Annotated in this window: 14 protein-coding genes; 11 read left to right on the top strand and 3 right to left on the bottom strand. The window is 60.0% G+C overall.

Annotated elements, in window-relative coordinates; genetic code table 11:
* Window positions 1-10: 10 nt before the first annotated feature.
* The 5 genes from PMI18_RS01190 (at window position 11) to PMI18_RS01210 (ending at window position 4,427) form a co-directional block, all read left to right on the top strand.
* Window positions 11-898, top strand: coding sequence for a 3-keto-5-aminohexanoate cleavage protein (locus tag PMI18_RS01190; RefSeq protein WP_007907535.1), 888 nt, complete (start codon window positions 11-13; stop codon window positions 896-898).
* A gap of 142 nt (window positions 899-1,040) precedes the next feature.
* A complete protein-coding gene (locus PMI18_RS01195; RefSeq protein ID WP_007907534.1) occupies window positions 1,041-2,006 on the top strand; it encodes an L-carnitine dehydrogenase in 966 nt (321 codons plus the stop codon).
* Between the two features lie 129 nt (window positions 2,007-2,135).
* Entirely contained in the window at window positions 2,136-2,612 is a 477-nt protein-coding gene (locus PMI18_RS01200; protein ID WP_007907533.1) for a thioesterase family protein, read from the top strand.
* A 13-nt stretch (window positions 2,613-2,625) separates the two neighbouring features.
* Entirely contained in the window at window positions 2,626-3,789 is a 1,164-nt protein-coding gene (locus tag PMI18_RS01205; RefSeq protein ID WP_007907530.1) for a gamma-butyrobetaine dioxygenase, read from the top strand.
* A 374-nt stretch (window positions 3,790-4,163) separates the two neighbouring features.
* Window positions 4,164-4,427 carry a hypothetical protein gene (locus PMI18_RS01210; protein ID WP_007907528.1) on the top strand — a complete coding sequence of 88 codons (264 nt, stop codon included), beginning with the start codon at window positions 4,164-4,166 and terminating at the stop codon, window positions 4,425-4,427.
* Window positions 4,428-4,596: 169 nt separating this feature from the next.
* On the opposite strand, the gene PMI18_RS01215 is transcribed toward PMI18_RS01210, so the two are convergent.
* Complete coding sequence (locus tag PMI18_RS01215) at window positions 4,597-5,700, bottom strand: GlxA family transcriptional regulator (protein ID WP_007907526.1); 1,104 nt, start codon at window positions 5,698-5,700, stop codon at window positions 4,597-4,599.
* A gap of 526 nt (window positions 5,701-6,226) precedes the next feature.
* The gene (locus PMI18_RS01220) at window positions 6,227-7,603 is read right to left on the bottom strand and encodes an L-serine ammonia-lyase (RefSeq protein WP_007907524.1); all 1,377 of its coding nucleotides are present in this window, start codon (window positions 7,601-7,603) and stop codon (window positions 6,227-6,229) included.
* Between the two features lie 437 nt (window positions 7,604-8,040).
* On the opposite strand from PMI18_RS01220, the gene PMI18_RS01225 reads away from it, so the two are divergent.
* The 3 genes from PMI18_RS01225 to choV all read left to right on the top strand — a co-directional run bounded on the left by PMI18_RS01225 (window position 8,041) and on the right by choV (window position 11,089).
* On the top strand, window positions 8,041-8,991 hold the full coding sequence (locus PMI18_RS01225) for a choline ABC transporter substrate-binding protein (protein ID WP_007907523.1): 951 nt from the start codon (window positions 8,041-8,043) through the stop codon (window positions 8,989-8,991).
* Between the two features lie 77 nt (window positions 8,992-9,068).
* Window positions 9,069-9,914: a choline ABC transporter permease subunit gene (gene choW, locus PMI18_RS01230; protein ID WP_007907521.1), complete on the top strand. Its 846-nt coding sequence runs from the start codon at window positions 9,069-9,071 to the stop codon at window positions 9,912-9,914.
* Entirely contained in the window at window positions 9,911-11,089 is a 1,179-nt protein-coding gene (choV, locus tag PMI18_RS01235; RefSeq protein ID WP_007907519.1) for a choline ABC transporter ATP-binding protein, read from the top strand. The genes choW and choV overlap by 4 nt, the downstream gene beginning before the upstream one ends.
* Window positions 11,090-11,343: 254 nt before the next feature.
* Here choV and PMI18_RS01240 read toward each other — a convergent pair whose 3' ends face one another.
* Window positions 11,344-13,293 carry a BCCT family transporter gene (locus PMI18_RS01240; RefSeq protein ID WP_229768770.1) on the bottom strand — a complete coding sequence of 650 codons (1,950 nt, stop codon included), beginning with the start codon at window positions 13,291-13,293 and terminating at the stop codon, window positions 11,344-11,346.
* Window positions 13,294-13,673: 380 nt separating this feature from the next.
* Here PMI18_RS01240 and betI point away from each other — a divergent pair, with 380 nt between their 5' ends.
* The 3 genes from betI to betA all read left to right on the top strand — a co-directional run bounded on the left by betI (window position 13,674) and on the right by betA (window position 17,768).
* Window positions 13,674-14,267, top strand: coding sequence for a transcriptional regulator BetI (betI, locus tag PMI18_RS01245; protein WP_007907514.1), 594 nt, complete (start codon window positions 13,674-13,676; stop codon window positions 14,265-14,267).
* Window positions 14,268-14,374: 107 nt separating this feature from the next.
* Window positions 14,375-15,847 carry a betaine-aldehyde dehydrogenase gene (gene betB / locus PMI18_RS01250; protein ID WP_007907492.1) on the top strand — a complete coding sequence of 491 codons (1,473 nt, stop codon included), beginning with the start codon at window positions 14,375-14,377 and terminating at the stop codon, window positions 15,845-15,847.
* A gap of 217 nt (window positions 15,848-16,064) precedes the next feature.
* Complete coding sequence (gene betA, locus PMI18_RS01255; protein WP_007907490.1) at window positions 16,065-17,768, top strand: choline dehydrogenase; 1,704 nt, start codon at window positions 16,065-16,067, stop codon at window positions 17,766-17,768.
* Window positions 17,769-17,810: the final 42 nt, after the last annotated feature.

Raw genomic sequence — 17,810 nt, 5'->3', positions numbered from 1 at the left:
GAACCGCCTCATGAACCACGACGTCATCATCACCTGCGCACTCACCGGTGCTGGCGACACGACCGCCAGAAGCCCACACGTGCCGGTCACCCCGAAACAAATCGCCGCGGCCGCCGTGGAAGCCGCCAAGGCCGGCGCCACCGTGGTCCACTGCCACGTTCGCGACCCGCAAACCGGCAAGTTCAGCCGTGACGTGGCGCTGTACCGCGAAGTGATGGAGCGTATCCGCGAGGCCGACGTCGACATCATCGTCAACCTCACCGCCGGCATGGGCGGTGACCTGGAAATCGGCGCGGGCGAGAACCCGATGGAGTTCGGCCCGAACACCGACCTGGTCGGCCCGCTGACCCGTCTGGCCCACGTCGAAGAACTGTTGCCGGAAATCTGCACCCTGGATTGCGGCACCCTGAACTTCGGCGATGGCGACACCATTTACGTGTCCACCCCGGCGCAACTACGTGCTGGCGCCAAACGCATTCAAGAGCTGGGCGTTAAGCCTGAGCTGGAAATCTTCGACACCGGCCACCTGTGGTTCGCCAAGCAGATGATCAAGGAAGGCCTGCTGGATAACCCGTTGTTCCAGCTGTGCCTGGGTATCCCGTGGGGCGCGCCGGCCGACACCACCACCATGAAAGCCATGGTCGACAACCTGCCGGCCGACGCGGTCTGGGCCGGGTTTGGCATCGGTCGCATGCAAATGCCGATGGCGGCGCAAGCGGTGTTGCTGGGCGGCAACGTGCGGGTCGGTCTGGAAGACAATCTGTGGCTGGACAAGGGTGTTTTGGCGACCAACGGCCAACTGGTCGAGCGCGCCAGCGAAATCCTCAGCCGCCTCGGCGCCCGCGTTCTGACGCCGGCTGAAGGCCGGGCAAAAATGGGCCTGACCAAGCGCGGTTAACCCCCACACACAAAACCCTGTAGGAGCGAGGCTTGCCCGCGAAGGCGGTTTTCCTGCCGCGAGAGATGCGTTGGATGTACCGGCCTCTTCGCGGGCAAGCCTCGCTCCTACAGGGCTTACCGAAATTCTTTAGGACGTCGCCATGAGCTTTATCACTGATATCAAAACCTTCGCCGCTCTGGGCAGCGGTGTCATCGGCAGCGGCTGGGTGTCCCGCGCCCTCGCCCACGGCCTCGACGTAGTGGCCTGGGACCCGGCGCCCGGTGCCGAAGCGGCCCTGCGCAAGCGCGTCGCCAATGCCTGGGGCGCGCTGGAGAAGCAAGGCCTGGCACCCGGCGCGTCGCAAGATCGTCTGCGCTTTGTCGCCACTATCGAAGAATGCGTTCGCGACGCAGATTTCATTCAGGAAAGTGCTCCAGAACGACTGGATCTGAAACTGGAACTGCACAGCAAAATCAGCGCAGCGGCCAAGCCCAATGCACTGATCGGCTCCAGCACTTCGGGACTGCTGCCGAGCGAGTTTTACGAGAGTTCGACACACCCGGAACGCTGCGTGGTCGGGCATCCGTTCAACCCGGTTTACCTGCTGCCGTTGGTGGAAGTGGTCGGTGGCAAAAATACCGCGCCGCAAGCGGTGCAAGCGGCAATGAAAGTCTATGAATCCTTGGGTATGCGCCCGCTGCACGTGCGCAAGGAAGTACCCGGTTTTATCGCCGACCGTTTGCTCGAAGCGCTGTGGCGTGAGGCGCTGCACCTGGTCAACGACGGTGTGGCGACCACTGGCGAAATCGACGATGCGATTCGTTTTGGCGCGGGCCTGCGCTGGTCGTTCATGGGTACTTTCCTGACTTACACCCTGGCGGGTGGCGACGCAGGCATGCGGCACTTCATGGCGCAATTCGGGCCGGCGTTGCAGTTGCCCTGGACCTATCTGCCGGCACCGGAGCTGACCGACAAATTGATTGATGATGTGGTGGATGGCACCAGCGAGCAGTTGGGCAAGCACAGCATCTCGGCGCTGGAGCGCTATCGTGATGATTGCTTGCTGGCAGTGCTGGAGGCGGTGAAGACCACCAAAGAGAAGCATGGAATGGCGTTCGCAGACTAAACGCCCCCCCCTGTAGGAGCGAGGCTTGCCCGCGAAGAACGATTACACGGTGCATCAGGTAGACCGAGTTATCGTTCTTCGCGGGCAAGCCTCGCTCCTACAGGCCTCAACCATTTCGGATGTGACGTCATGCCCACCCTCACCACCTATCAAACCAAAATCATCCCCGACTGGGTCGACTACAACGGCCATCTGCGCGATGCCTTCTATCTGCTGATTTTCAGCTACGCCACCGACGCGCTGATGGATCGACTGGGCATGGACAGCAACAACCGCGAAGCCAGCGGCAATTCGTTGTTCACCCTCGAGCTGCACCTCAACTACCTGCACGAAGTGAAGCTCGATGCCGATGTCGAAGTGCACACCCAGATCATCGGCCATGACCGCAAACGCCTGCACCTCTACCACAGCCTGCATCTGGTGGGCGGTGACAAGGAGCTGGCGGGCAATGAACAAATGCTGCTGCACGTCGACCTGGCCGGGCCGCGATCCGCACCGTTCAGCGAAGAAACCTTGAGCAAGCTGCAAGCCATTGTCGCTGAGCAAGCCGACCTGCCCGCCCCCGCCTTCGTCGGCCGGGCAATCGCTTTACCGCCCGAAAAATAACAAGGAGCTCGCCATGAACACCGCCGCCGCTTTTGCCGATTTCCGCACCTACCCGTTGATCAGCGCGTTGACCGCCGTGGACACCCTGGCGGACCGCATTCAAGTGCAGTGGGCGGACGGTCGGGTCAGCCCTTTTCATCATCAATGGCTACGGGACAGCTGCCCGTGCCCGCAGTGCGTCTACACGGTGACCCGCGAGCAAGTGCTGGAAATCGTCGATGTCGCGGAAAATCTGATCCCCGACAGCGCTCGAATCGATGCCGAAGGTTGCCTGTGTGTCGATTGGCAGGACGGCCATCTCAGTCGCTTCGACCCGGGCTGGCTGCGAGCTCACGCCTATGACGACGAGTCCCGCGCCGAACGCCGGGCCGCCAAACCGAAAAGCAAGCTGTGGGACAGCCAGCTGAAGTTGCCGGTGTTCGACTATCAGGCGTTGATGGACGACAACGATGCCTTGCTGCAATGGCTGCTGGCCGTGCGCGACATCGGCCTGACCCAGGTTCGTGGCGTACCGACTGAGCCGGGCTCGCTGAAGCTGATCGCCCAGCGGATTTCGTTCATCCGCGAGAGCAATTTCGGCGTGCTGTTCAACGTGCAATCCAGGGCCGACGCCGACAGCAATGCCTACACCGCTTTCAACCTGCCGCTGCACAGCGATCTGCCCACTCGGGAGCTGCAACCGGGGCTGCAATTTCTGCATTGCCTGGTCAATGACGCCGACGGTGGCGAGAGCATTTTCGTCGACGGTTTTGCCATCGCCCAAGCCTTGCGCCAGGAAGATCCCGAAGCGTTTCAAGCCTTGTGTGAAATTCCCGTGGAGTTCCGCAACAAGGACCGCCACAGCGACTACCGTTGTCTGGCGCCGATCATCGCCCTGGATGCGTTCGGGCAGGTGTCGGAAATCCGCATGGCGAACTTTCTGCGCGGGCCGTTCGATGCTTGCGTCGAGCAGATGCCCAAGCTGTATCGCGCGTATCGACGCTTCATTGCGATGACCCGCGAGGCGCGCTTCCGGGTAATGACGCGGCTCAGCCCCGGCGAGCTGTGGTGCTTCGATAACCGCCGCACCCTTCATGCCCGCAATGCGTTTGACCCGGCAACAGGCGCCCGGCATTTCCAGGGGTGTTATGTTGACCGGGATGAGTTGTTGTCGCGGATTTTGGTGTTGCAACGGTAGACCGCGTCATCGTTCTTCGCGGGCAAGCCTCGCTCCTACAGGAATCACGCAAAACTCTGTAGGAGCGAGGCTTGCCCGCGAAAGCGTCAGCCCAATCAACACTTTCATCACTGATTCACAGGCAAAAAAAAACCCCGATCAAGCCGTGACAGGATCGGAGCTGAGGAGGGTACTGTTGAGGAGCTGTTGCGCGAGGGTGACCAAACCTTCGTGAAGCCAGCTGAATCCAGTGTGCCCATTCCCATGCATGGCAAGTTAGCCGAAAACGACATGTTCATAGCCAATGCGGCCATTGCGACAAATCGTCCTTGCCGCCATCCCCAGCCCCTACCAGAATCGAGCCACGACACCGTTCCCTGAAGAAGGATTGCGTCATGATGCACGCCGATTTGATTGACCAGGAAGACCTGTTGGGCCAGCTAAAATCGTTGGGCTTTCAAGTACCGAGCGGCTCCACAGCCGAGCAGGCTTGCGAGTGTGCGGTGCGAGGCTTGAACGATGAACGGGCGATGACGCTGCGCACTATGGTGAAGCAGATGTACACCAGCAGCGCGACCATCCTGCCGGCCGTGCGCCAGGCGATCGACAAGCAATTGCTGCCGGCGCTGGCGGCGTATCAGCAGAGCCGTAGCGCCTGACTTTCAGCACTGAGCGGCTTCTTGTGGCGAGGGAGCTTGCTCCCGCTCGACCGCGAAGCGGTCGCAAAACCAGCGAATGCGGATTGTCTGAACGACCGCATATACCGGTTTTGGGGCTGCTTCGCAGCCCAGCGGGAGCAAGCTCCCTCGCCACGAAAGTTTGCCTGGTCTACAGCCTTACACTGGCAAACGTCGACTCATTGCGCGCCTGACTCAACGCCGACAGCGGCCCGGACAATGGCGACAGTACCAGTGCTTGCGGCAGCGGCATCATTGCCACTTGTTGTGTGGTGTTGGAACCCACGCGCTCGTCGCGCGGCGGAATGCCGAAGTATTCGCGGTAGCACTTGGAGAAGTGCGGCGTAGACACGAAACCACATACCGACGCCACTTCGATGATCGACATCGGCGTTTGCTTGAGCAGTTGCCGAGCGCGGATCAGGCGCAGTTTCAGGTAGTAACGCGACGGCGAGCAGTGCAGGTATTTCTGGAACAACCGCTCCAGCTGACGACGCGACACGGCGACGTATACCGCCAATTCGTCGAGATCGATCGGTTCTTCGAGGTTGGCTTCCATCAGCGCGACGATTTCCTGCAACTTCGGCTGGTTGGTGCCGAGCATGTGCTTGAGCGGCACGCGCTGGTGATCCTGCTCGTTGCGGATGCGCTCGTAGACGAACATTTCCGAGATCGCGGCCGACAGTTCACGACCGTGATCGCGGCTGATCAGGTGCAGCATCATGTCCAGCGGTGCGGTTCCGCCGGAGCTGGTGAAACGGTTACGGTCGAGGGTGAACAGTCGGGTGCTCATGGCTACCCGCGGGAAAGCTTCCTGCATCGACGCCAGGCATTCCCAGTGCACGCTGCAATCGAAACCGTCCAGCAAGCCGGCGCACGCCAGAGCCCAGCTGCCGGTGCAGACCGCGCCAAGACGACGGGACTGACGCGCCTGGCTTTGCAGCCACGACACATGCTCGCGGGTCACGGTGCGCTGAATGCCGATACCGCCGCAGACGATGATGGTGTCCAGGGGAGGCGCTTTGTGCATGGAGGCGTCGGGGGTGATCTGCAGACCGTCACTGGCCCAGACCTGACCGCCATCGACGGTGAGTGTGGTCCAGCGATACAGCTCGCGGCCGGACAATTGGTTGGCCATGCGCAGAGGTTCTACTGCGGAGGCCAGAGAAATAAGCGTGAAATTGTCCAGCAGCAAAAAGCCGATGGATTGAGGCGCACGGTTCTGGGGTTGGGCCCCGGAGTTGAACGTCGTCATCGCGGTATCTCCTCACACAAAGCGGGTGATGGCCTCAGGCGGAGGCTCTTTTTATTGCCATCGTTCTCGCGTGGGAGACGGGCTTTGTAATGACAGAGCAATTGCCATGCCTAAACTTGAATGCGTGTTCAATAACTCCTGAAAACGACGTCGCGATGTGTCTAAATATGACGTGCAGAGACGGGAGGTTATAAGTGCCATCAAGGGCCGCAGCCCCTCTGCCCCGTTGCGTGTGAGCAAATCGGTAGCACTTGTGGGAACAGGGCTGCGACGCTCTACGGGAGAGTGTCACCGCAAGCACGGGTGACGGACGGTCAGGCTTGAACTGGATCCCTGACCGGGACAGACAGGCTTACCTGTTTGCGACGCGCTAAAAGGTGGCGCGTTTTGGTGCGAGTGTTCACTTGGTGCGCAGTTTTGACTGGTATGGCCCCTTCGCGAACAAGCCCGCTCCCACATTTAATCAGCGTCGTGCACAATGTGGGAGCGGGCTTGCTCGCGAAGCAGGCGACTCGGTATTACTGATTCAACACTCAACCGCGCTAACCGCTAACCCACCGCGCGATGTCTCTTTATATTTGTCGTGCATGTCGGCACCGGTATCACGCATGGTGCGGATCACCCGGTCCAGCGAGATAAAGTGCTGACCGTCGCCGCGCAGCGCCATCTGCGCCGCGTTGATCGCTTTCACCGCGGCAATCGCATTGCGCTCGATGCACGGCACTTGCACCAACCCGCCCACCGGGTCGCAGGTCAGGCCCAAGTTATGTTCCAGGCCGATTTCCGCTGCGTTGCACAGTTGCTCCGGTGTCGCACCGAGAATCTCCGCCAACCCGGCCGCCGCCATGGCGCAGGCTGAACCGACTTCACCCTGGCACCCGACCTCGGCACCGGAGATCGAGGCGTTCTTCTTGCACAGAATCCCCACCGCTGCGGCACTGAGGAAGTAATCGACCACGTTGGCGTCGGTCACGGCCTCGCTGAACTTCATGAAGTAGTGCAACACCGCCGGAATGATCCCCGCCGCGCCGTTGGTCGGCGCCGTAACCATGCGCCCGCCCGCAGCGTTTTCTTCGTTGACCGCCAGGGCGAACAAGTTCACCCACTCCATGGCGCTCAGGGTCGAACCGATCACGTTGGGCTTGTTCAACTCCTGCAGGCTGCGGTGCAATTTGGCCGCGCGACGACGCACATTCAGGCCACCGGGCAAGATGCCTTCGTGCTTGAGGCCTTGCTCCACGCAATCTTGCATCGCGCGCCAGAGCTTCATCAGGCCGGCGCGAATTTCCTCTTCGCTACGCCAGACTTTCTCGTTGGCCATCATCAACTCTGCAACGCGCAGGTTGTGCTGCTTGCAGAGACTGAGCAGCTCGACGGCACTGGAGAAGTCGTAAGGCAGCACGGTGCGATCCAGATCCACCACACCGCTGGAAGCCTGTGCCTCATCGACGACAAAACCGCCGCCGATGGAATAGTAGGTATCGCGATGCAGCTCGCCGTGATCGCCTTCGGCAACCAGGGTCATCGCATTGGGATGGAACGGCAGGTTCTCGTCGATCAGGCGCATGTCCCGGGCCCAGATGAACGGGACCGACAAGCGACCGTCGAGCAATAGCGTTTGGGTTTCGCGCAGAGCTTCTATGCGAATGCCGATTTGCGACGGATCGATCGCGTCCGGCCATTCACCCATCAACCCCATGATCACCGCGTTGTCGCTGCCGTGGCCGATGCCAGTGGCCGAAAGCGATCCATAAAGCTGAACTTCGACGCGACACACCTGCTCCAAAAGTCCCTGTTCTCGCAAACCTTGCACGAACAGCGCCGCGGCGCGCATAGGCCCCACGGTGTGCGAACTGGAAGGGCCGATGCCGATTTTGAACAAGTCGAAAACGCTGATAGCCATTACTGCTGAACTCCTGGATGTGCCTGCTCCAGGCGCAAAAGCGCCCAGTGACGGAGCTGCTACGCTCAAGCTGCAATCCGCCGAGATGGCCGCATCATCAGGCTTTTGTCATGTCGTTCAACGTCTCACACCGACGCACTCATGCTCGCTAGCGCCGCAAGCCGCTTACGCAGTGTTTTCGCCGTTTTTTTGCGGATCAGCGGGGCAAAACGGGCTGAAAAAAGCTGTAAACGACGTTACCGACACTGGATGCGACCATCCCTGTACTGGTTACGACGCACCCTGTAGGCGTCAGATTTTCACTGGTACATGATCGTATCGACTCGATTGCAAGGCGCCGTGGTAGAGCTGTCTCCAAAACGCCATCCAACCGCAACAGATAAGTGCGGTGGTCCAGTCGGAACACTGCCAAAAAAAACACCAAGGAGTCGCCCCTTATGAAAGGTTCCCCGTCGTTGTTGTTGGCCGCCATGCTGAGTCTGCCGTTTCTGGCTCAAGCCGCAGAACCGGCCCAATGCAGCACCGTAAACTTCTCCGATGTCGGCTGGACGGACATTACCGTCACTACCGCCACCACCAGCGTCGTTCTCGATGCCCTGGGCTACAAGACCAAGACCACGATGATTTCCGTGCCGGTGACCTACAAGTCCCTGGCCGACGGCAAGAACATGGACGTGTTCCTCGGCAACTGGATGCCGACCATGGAAAACGACATCAAGGCCTACCGCGATGCCGGCACCGTGGACACGCTGCGCGCTAATCTGGAAAACGCAAAATACACACTCGCCGTGCCCGAAGAGTTGTATAACAAAGGTCTGAAAGATTTCGCCGACATCGCCAAGTTCAAGAAAGAACTCGACGGCAAGATCTATGGCATCGAACCGGGTAACGACGGCAACCGCCTGATCCAGAGCATGATCGACAAGAACGCCTTCGGCCTGAAAGACGCCGGCTTCAAGGTGGTCGAGTCCAGCGAGGCAGGCATGCTCTCGCAAGTCGATCGCGCTCAGCGCCGCAACACCGCCGTGGTGTTCCTGGGCTGGGAACCGCACCCGATGAACACTCGATTCAAGATGAAGTACCTGACCGGCGGCGACGAATACTTCGGCCCGAACTTCGGCCAGGCGACCATCTACACCAACACCCGCAAGGGTTACGCACAGGAATGCAGCAACGTCGGTCAGTTGCTGAAAAACCTGGTGTTTACCCTCGACATGGAAAGCACGCTGATGGGCAACGTCCTGGACGACAAAATGAAGCCTGACGCGGCCGCCAAGGCCTGGCTGAAAAAGAATCCACAGGTGCTCGATACCTGGCTTGCTGGCGTGACCACCATTGACGGTAAACCTGGCCTGGAGGCCGTGAAAGCCAAGCTTGCGCAGCCTTGATTTAGGGAGCATCGCTTACGCCGGGCGAGTTCGCTCGCCCGGGCTGTTTATTTCCTTGCATGCGGACGTTCACTACCATGCTGATTGATCAGAAAATACCTTTAGGCCAGTACATCGCGGGCTTCGTTGAATGGTTGACGCAAAACGGCGCCAGCACCTTCGACGCAATCGCCGTGTCACTGGAAACGATGATCCACGGCGTGACTTTTGCGCTGACCTGGTTCAACCCGCTGGCATTGATCGGCCTCATAGCGCTACTGGCACACTTCATTCAACGCAAATGGGGCCTGACCGTTTTCGTCATTGCCTCCTTTCTGCTGATCCTCAATCTGGGGTACTGGCAGGAAACCATGGAAACCCTCGCCCAGGTGTTGTTCGCCACCCTGGTGTGCGTGCTGATCGGCGTGCCGTTGGGCATCGTCGCCGCGCACAAACCGATGTTCTACACAGTGATGCGGCCGGTGCTCGATCTGATGCAGACCGTGCCGACCTTCGTGTACCTCATTCCTACCCTGACCCTCTTCGGTCTGGGTGTGGTCCCGGGTCTGATCTCGACGGTGGTGTTCGCGATTGCCGCGCCCATCCGCCTGACCTACCTGGGTATCCGCGATGTTCCAGACGAACTGATGGACGCCGGCAAGGCCTTTGGCTGCTCGCGCCGTCAACTGCTCTCGCGAATTGAACTGCCCCACGCCATGCCAAGCATCGCGGCCGGTATCACCCAGTGCATCATGCTGTCGTTGTCGATGGTGGTGATTGCGGCACTGGTGGGCGCCGATGGCCTGGGCAAACCCGTGGTCAACGCACTGAACACTGCTGATATCGCCCTGGGCTTCGAAGCAGGCCTGGCGATCGTACTGCTGGCGATCATGCTCGACCGTATCTGCAAACAACCCGACGCTAAAGTAGGGGGTGACGCATGAGCATTATTCGCTTCGAAGACGTGGACGTGATCTTCTCCAAAGACCCGCGCGAGGCGCTCAAACTCCTCGACCAGGGCATGACCCGCAACGAGATTCTGAAAAAGACCGGGCAAATCGTCGGTGTCGAGAAGGCCAGCCTGGACATCGAAAAAGGTGAAATCTGCGTACTGATGGGCCTGTCCGGCTCCGGCAAGTCCAGCCTGCTGCGTTGCATCAACGGCCTCAACACCGTCAGCCGCGGCAAGTTGTTCGTCGAGCACGAAGGCAAGCAGATCGACATCGCCTCGTGCACGCCGGCGGAACTGAAAATGATGCGCACCAAGCGCATCGCGATGGTGTTCCAGAAGTTCGCCCTGATGCCTTGGCTGACGGTGCGCGAGAACATCAGCTTCGGTCTGGAAATGCAGGGCCGGCCGGAGAAGGAACGGAAAAAACTGGTCGATGAAAAACTCGAACTGGTAGGCCTGACCCAGTGGCGCAACAAGAAACCCGATGAACTCTCCGGTGGTATGCAACAGCGTGTGGGCCTGGCCCGCGCGCTGGCAATGGACGCCGACATTCTGCTGATGGACGAACCGTTCTCGGCCCTCGACCCGCTGATTCGCCAAGGTCTGCAAGACGAACTGCTGGAGCTGCAACGCAAACTGAGCAAGACCATCGTTTTCGTGAGTCACGACCTCGATGAAGCCCTGAAGCTCGGCAGCCGTATCGCCATCATGAAAGACGGCCGGATCATCCAGTACAGCAAACCGGAAGAAATCGTGCTGAACCCTGCGGACGATTACGTGCGCACCTTCGTCGCCCACACCAACCCGCTGAACGTATTGTGCGGTCGCAGCCTGATGCGCACCCTGGACAACTGCAAACGCATCAACGGTTCGGTGTGCCTGGATCCGGGCGGCGATTCGTGGCTGGACCTGGCCGAAGGCAACACCATCAAAGGCGCACGCCAGAACGGTTCGAGCCTGGACCTGCAGAACTGGATACCAGGGCAAGCGGTTGAAGGTTTGGGGCGTCGGCCAACATTGGTGGATTCCAACATCGGCATGCGCGATGCGTTGCAGATTCGTTACCAGACCGGCAACAAGCTGGTATTGCATGACAACAACAAGGTTGTCGGGATCCTTGGCGACAGCGAGCTGTATCACGCGCTGCTCGGCAAGAACCTGGGGTAAAAGCAGCAGACACAAAAACGCCGCGAGATGATCGCGGCGTTTTTGTTTGTGCAGATATCAGGCTTGGAATACCGACAACTGTGGCGAGGGAGCTTGCTCCCGCTGGGTTGCGAAGCAGCCCAAAACCCAGACACTGCGGTATTTCAGAGAAATCGCGTTGGCCGGATTCACGACTGCTGCGCAGCCGAACGGGAGCAAGCTCCCTCGCCACAATGGAGCTGCGGTGCATTCACTGCACCGCATCTCCTCAAACCTCAGCTATAAACCCGGCCAAGCAGTTGCCGATGGCTTTCAAACTGATCGAGCACGTCACGAGTGATCTGATCCTGAGTGAAGCCCATCAAGTCATAGTCCTGGCTGCCGTTGTGCAAATACACCTCGGCGCGGTAGTAACGTGCGCGCGGTTCATCGGCGCTTTCAGCAGACACCGTGTCACTCGCCGCCGCCAGATAACCATCCAGGCTCACTTCGTAGACAAAAGGGTTGCCCTCTTCCATCTCGATCCGCACGCCCATGCAGCGCTTGGCCTTGCCCAGCAACGTCTGCACATCCAGGCCCTGAGCACGCAATTGCACAGCCGCGTCTTCCAGTGCCGGGCTGACGCGCTTGTCCATGAAACGCTGAACGATCGACTGGTTCGGTTGCAGATCCAGCTGGGTCAGACGCTCGCTGAAACCACGACGACCACGCGCCGCCAGTTCCGCTTGCTCCTGTTCGATTTGCACGTCCTGGCGCATGGCCTTGTGCAAGCCAAACATGAAGAACACCAGCACCACCGAGAACGGCAGCCCCGCCAGCACCACCATGGTTTGCATGGCTTCGAAGTTACCGGCGAACAACAGACCGATGGTCACCAGGGTGATCACTGCCGACCAGAAAATCCGCAGCCAGTGCGGGGCGTCTTCGTCGACGTTGCCGCCCTTGCAGGAAAGGTTGGCCATCATCACCGCGCCGGAGTCCGCCGGGGTCAGGAACAGCACGAAACCGACAAAAATCGACACGCCGATCACGATCTTCGACGCCGGGTAATGCTCAAGCAACTGGTAGATCGCCATCGACGGCTGTTCCAGCGCCGTCTTCCCGAGCTCCACCGCACCATGGTTCATCACCAGGTCCAGGGCCGAGTTACCGAAGATCGACAGCCATGCCAGGGTGAAGCCCAGCGGAATCAGCAACACGCCGGCCACCAACTCACGCACCGTGCGACCACGGGAAATACGCGCGATGAACATGCCGACAAATGGGGCCCAGGAAATCCACCAGGCCCAGTAGAACAGAGTCCACAGGCCCAACCAGCGGTCGGACTTCTCACTGTCGCCTTCATACACATAGAGGTCGAACGTCTTCAGCACCACGCCGTTCAGGTAGTCGCCGATGTTCTGCACAAAGCCGTTAAGCAGGTGCAGGGTCGGGCCGAACAACAGCACGAAAATCAGCAGACCGCTAAACAACACGATGTTCAAGTTGGACAGGCGGCGAATGCCGTTTTCCACACCAGACACAGCGGCGATGGTCGCCACCGTGCTCATCACGATGATCACGATCAGCAGGTTGGTGTTGCTGTGCTCCATGCCGAACAGGTTTTCCAGCCCCGACGACACTTGCAGCGAACCGATCCCCAGGTTCGTCACCAGCCCCAGCAAGGTCACGAACATGCCGAAGCCGTCCACCGCATGACCGGCCGCGCCTTTGACCCAACGCTCGCCGACCAGCGGATACAGCGCCGACCGCAACGCCAGCGGCTGGTTATGACGGTAAGCGAAGTACGCCACGGCCAGGCCGACCAGTGCGTAGATCGCCCAGCCATGCAGGCCCCAATGCAGGAATGTCAGTTGCACCGCCTGACGGGCCGCAAGGTTGCTGCCAGCCACGCCTTCCGGCGGATTGAAATAGTGGTCCAGCGGCTCGGATGCACCGAAGTACAGCAAGGAAATGCCGATGCCCGACGAGAACAGCATCCCCGCCCAGGCGCCGTAGCTGAAATCAGGGGTATCGTCCTTGCTGCCCAGCTTGAGCTTGCCGTAGGACGAAAACGCCAGGCCAACCACAAAAACCAGGTAGGCGGCGATCACCACCATGTAGTACCAGCCGAAGCTGCGGGACAACCACGCTTGGGCAATGCCGAGCATTCTGCCGGCCTCTTGCGGGGCGATGATCAGAATGGCGGTCAACAGCAGAATCAACGCGGTAGAGGTGTAGAACACCCAACCGTTGACCGTCACCTTCTCGGGTGGGGTCTTTATTAGAGAGGCAGAACTCATGGCACAGATGCTCCAGGCAGTGCGAGAGAAGAACACAAGGCAACGCGTTACCCGACCAATCGGTTAGTTGGCAGCCGACCGGCGGGTGATATAAAGACACCCCGAAAAAAGCCCGAAACCCTTGGAACGCCTGTGCGTATAGGTTTCGAGCATTTTTGGATGTCGGTTTATCGCCATTTACACGTAGGAAAAATCTGTAAGCAGCGACGATTTGTCGCAGATCTTATTCTTTGTTGATTGAACGTTCAATCAAAACAAAATAGACTGGCCTTCAATCCGGTAGCCGTTTTTCGTCCACCGGAAGGCCTAAGGAGATGTGCAAGATGCCCAAGGTCGGTATGCAACCCATCCGCCGCCAGCAATTGATCGAAGCCACGCTACAGGCCGTCGATCAGGTCGGCATGGGGGACGCCAGCATTGCGCTGATCGCCCGTTTGGCCGGTGTCTCGAATGGCATCATCAGTCACTACTTTCAGGACAAGAACGGCCTGATCGCCGCCACGGCGCAGTATCTGATGAGTGTCCTCAGCGAGAACGTCACCGCGCGCCGTCAGGCGCTGGAGGACACCAGCCCACGGGCTCACCTTCAGGTGATTATCGAAGGCAACTTCGACGCCAGCCAGGTCAATGGCCCGGCAATGAAAACCTGGCTGGCCTTCTGGGCCACCAGCATGCACCACCCGTCATTGCACAGGTTGCAGCGGATCAACGATCACCGTCTGTATTCCAACCTGTGCTGCCAGTTCCGCCGTGTATTGCCGCTCGATGACGCGCGCAGTGCAGCCCGCGGCCTGGCAGCGCTCATCGACGGTTTGTGGTTGCGCGGCGCGCTGTCGGGAGATGCTTTCGACACCGGGCAGGCGCACCAGATCGCTTACGAATACATGGATTTCCAACTGGCCAAGCAGGTGAGTTAGAGCACACAGAACCGCTCAGCACCTGAACCGCTACCGACCGCGACGCCACTGCTACATGGCTCGCCCGGTGGTTAACGCCAACTAACTTATGCACTTGCGAGGACTTTATGGCCCGTTTCGAACTGCAAAAACTCTACATCGATGGCGGCTACAGTGACGCCAGCAGCGACGCCACTTTCGAAGCCATCAACCCGGCTAACGGTGAAGTCCTCGCAACCGTACAACGTGCGACCCAGTCAGACGTTGAGCGCGCTGTGGTCAGCGCCGAAAAGGGCCAGAAAATCTGGGCTGCAATGACTGCCATGGAGCGTTCGCGCATCCTGCGTCGTGCCGTCGACATCCTGCGCGAGCGCAACGATGAGCTGGCCGCTCTGGAAACCCTGGACACCGGCAAGGCGTACTCCGAAACCCGTTACGTCGACATCGTTACCGGCGCTGACGTGCTGGAGTACTACGCAGGCCTGGTGCCAGCCATCGAAGGCGAGCAGATTCCGCTGCGCACCACGTCGTTCGTCTACACCCGTCGCGAGCCGCTGGGCGTCGTGGCCGGTATCGGCGCGTGGAACTACCCGATCCAGATCGCCCTGTGGAAATCCGCACCGGCCCTGGCGGCGGGTAACGCGATGATCTTCAAGCCAAGCGAAGTCACTTCCCTGACTACCCTGAAACTGGCCGAGATCTATACCGAAGCTGGCCTGCCAGCCGGCGTGTTCAACGTGCTGACCGGCAGCGGCCGTGAAGTCGGCACCTGGCTGACCGAGCACCCACGCATCGAAAAAATTTCCTTCACCGGCGGCACCGACACCGGCAAGAAGGTCATGGCCAGCGCTTCCGCCTCGTCGCTGAAAGACGTGACCATGGAACTGGGCGGCAAATCCCCGCTGATCATCTTCGACGACGCCGACCTCGATCGCGCCGCCGACACCGCGATGATGGCCAACTTCTACAGCTCCGGTCAGGTCTGCACCAACGGCACTCGCGTGTTCGTACCGAGCCACCTGAAAGCTGCGTTCGAAGCCAAGATCGTTGAGCGCGTTGCCCGTATTCGCGTCGGCAACCCGGAAGACGAAAACACCAACTTCGGCCCGCTGGTCAGCTTCGCCCACATGGAAAGCGTGCTGGGTTACATCGCCAAAGGTAAGGAAGAAGGCGCCCGCCTGCTGTGCGGCGGCGATCGTCTGACCGACGGCGAATTCGCCAAAGGCGCGTTCGTGGCACCGACCGTGTTCACCGACTGCACCGACGAGATGACCATCGTTCGCGAAGAAATCTTCGGCCCGGTGATGAGCATCCTGAGCTACGAAACCGAAGAAGAAGTGATCCGTCGTGCCAACGACACCGAGTTCGGTTTGGCCGCTGGCGTTGTCACCAAAGACCTGAACCGCGCTCACCGTGTGATCCATCAACTGGAAGCCGGTATCTGCTGGATCAACGCCTGGGGCGAGTCCGACGCCAAGATGCCGGTCGGCGGCTACAAGCAGTCGGGCGTGGGTCGTGAGAACGGCATCAGCTCGCTGAACAACTTCACACGCATCAAATCGGTACAGGTCGAACTGGGCGATTACGCCTCGGTTTTCTGATCTGACGCACAACCTGAAACCGGGGCCTTTTGTGGCGAGGGAGCTTGCTCCCGCTGGGCTGCGAAGCGGCCCCAATTTCAGGCACCGCGCTCATTCAGACAGAACACGGTCGCGGATTTGCGACTGCTGCGCAGCCGAACGGGAGCAAGCTCCCTCGCCACAATGAGTGGTAGTTCGGCGACCGCGACCTGACCCAATACCAAAGAGGGTGCATTCAATGTCCCAAGAATTCGATTACATCATCATCGGTGCCGGCTCGGCCGGTAACACCCTGGCGACCCGTCTGACTGAAGACGAAGGCGTCACCGTCCTGCTGCTCGAAGCGGGTGGCCCGGACTACCGTCTGGATTTCCGCACGCAAATGCCAGCCGCCCTGGCGTTCCCGCTGCAAGGTCGTCGCTACAACTGGGCGTATGAAACCGATCCGGAGCCACACATGGACGGTCGCCGGATGGAATGCGGTCGCGGCAAAGGCCTGGGTGGTTCTTCGCTGATCAACGGCATGTGCTACATCCGTGGTAACGCCATGGACTACGACAACTGGTCGAAACTGCCCGGTCTGGAAGACTGGACATACCTCGACTGCCTGCCGTATTTCCGCAAGGCAGAAACCCGTGACATCGGCCCGAACGACTACCACGGTGGCGACGGTCCGGTCAGCGTGACCACGCCGAAAGCCGGCAACAACCCGCTGTTCCACGCGATGGTTGAAGCCGGCGTGCAAGCCGGTTACCCGCGCACCGAAGACCTCAATGGCTACCAGCAAGAAGGTTTCGGCCCGATGGACCGCACCGTGACGCCGAACGGCCGTCGCGCCAGCACCGCTCGCGGTTACCTGGACGTCGCCAAGAAGCGCTCGACCCTGACCATCGTTACCCACGCCCTGACCGACAAGATCCTGTTCGAAGGCAAGCGTGCGGTCGGCGTGCGTTACCTGATCGGCGCCGCTGAAGAGCGCGTTGAAGCCCGCGCCCGCAAGGAAGTGCTGCTGTGCTCCGGCGCCATCGCTTCGCCGCAGATTCTGCAACGCTCTGGCGTTGGCCCGGCCGAACTGCTGAAGAAACTCGACATCCCGGTGGTCCACGACCTGCCAGGCGTTGGTGAAAACCTGCAGGATCACCTTGAGCTGTACCTGCAATACGCCTGCACCCAACCGGTCTCGCTGTACCCCTCGTTGCTGCTGCACAACCAGCCGGCCATCGGTGCCGAGTGGCTGTTCAACGGCACCGGTATCGGCGCCAGCAACCAGTTCGAAGCCGGTGGTTTCATTCGCACCCGTCCGGAATTCGATTGGCCGAACATTCAGTACCACTTCCTGCCGGTGGCGATTAACTACAACGGCAGCAACGGTGTGAAAGAGCACGGTTTCCAGGCGCACATGGGCTCCATGCGTTCGCCAAGCCGTGGTCGCATCCAGGCCAAGTCCAAGGATCCGCGCGAGTACCCGAGCATCCTGTTCAACTACATGGCCACCGAGCAGGACTGGCAGGAATTTCGCGATGGCATCCGCCTGACCCGTGAAATCATGCAGCAGCCAGCACTGGACGCCTTCCGTGGTCGTGAAATCAGCCCGGGCATCGACGTGCAAACCGATGAACAGCTGGACAAGTTCATCCGCGAGCACGCTGAAACCGCGTTCCACCCGTCCTGCTCGTGCAAGATGGGCACCGACGAAATGGCCGTGGTCGATGGCGAAGGTCGTGTGCACGGCATGCAAGCCCTGCGCGTGGTCGATGCCTCGATCATGCCGATCATCACCACCGGCAACCTGAACGCACCAACGATCATGATGGCCGAGAAAATCGCCGACAAGATCCGCGGTCGCAAGCCGCTGCCACGTAGCAAGGCTGCCTACTTCGTGGCCGGCGATGCGCCGGTGCGTGGCAAGCCGTTGCGGGATGTGAGCCTGACCGCGCAGTAACACAGCTACACCGAGTCGCACCCATCGCGGCATAGGTATCTA

This window comes from Pseudomonas sp. GM102, from assembly GCF_000282555.1.
In the GTDB taxonomy this organism is placed as follows: domain Bacteria; phylum Pseudomonadota; class Gammaproteobacteria; order Pseudomonadales; family Pseudomonadaceae; genus Aquipseudomonas.
This window is presented reverse-complemented; position numbering and strand designations above follow the sequence as displayed.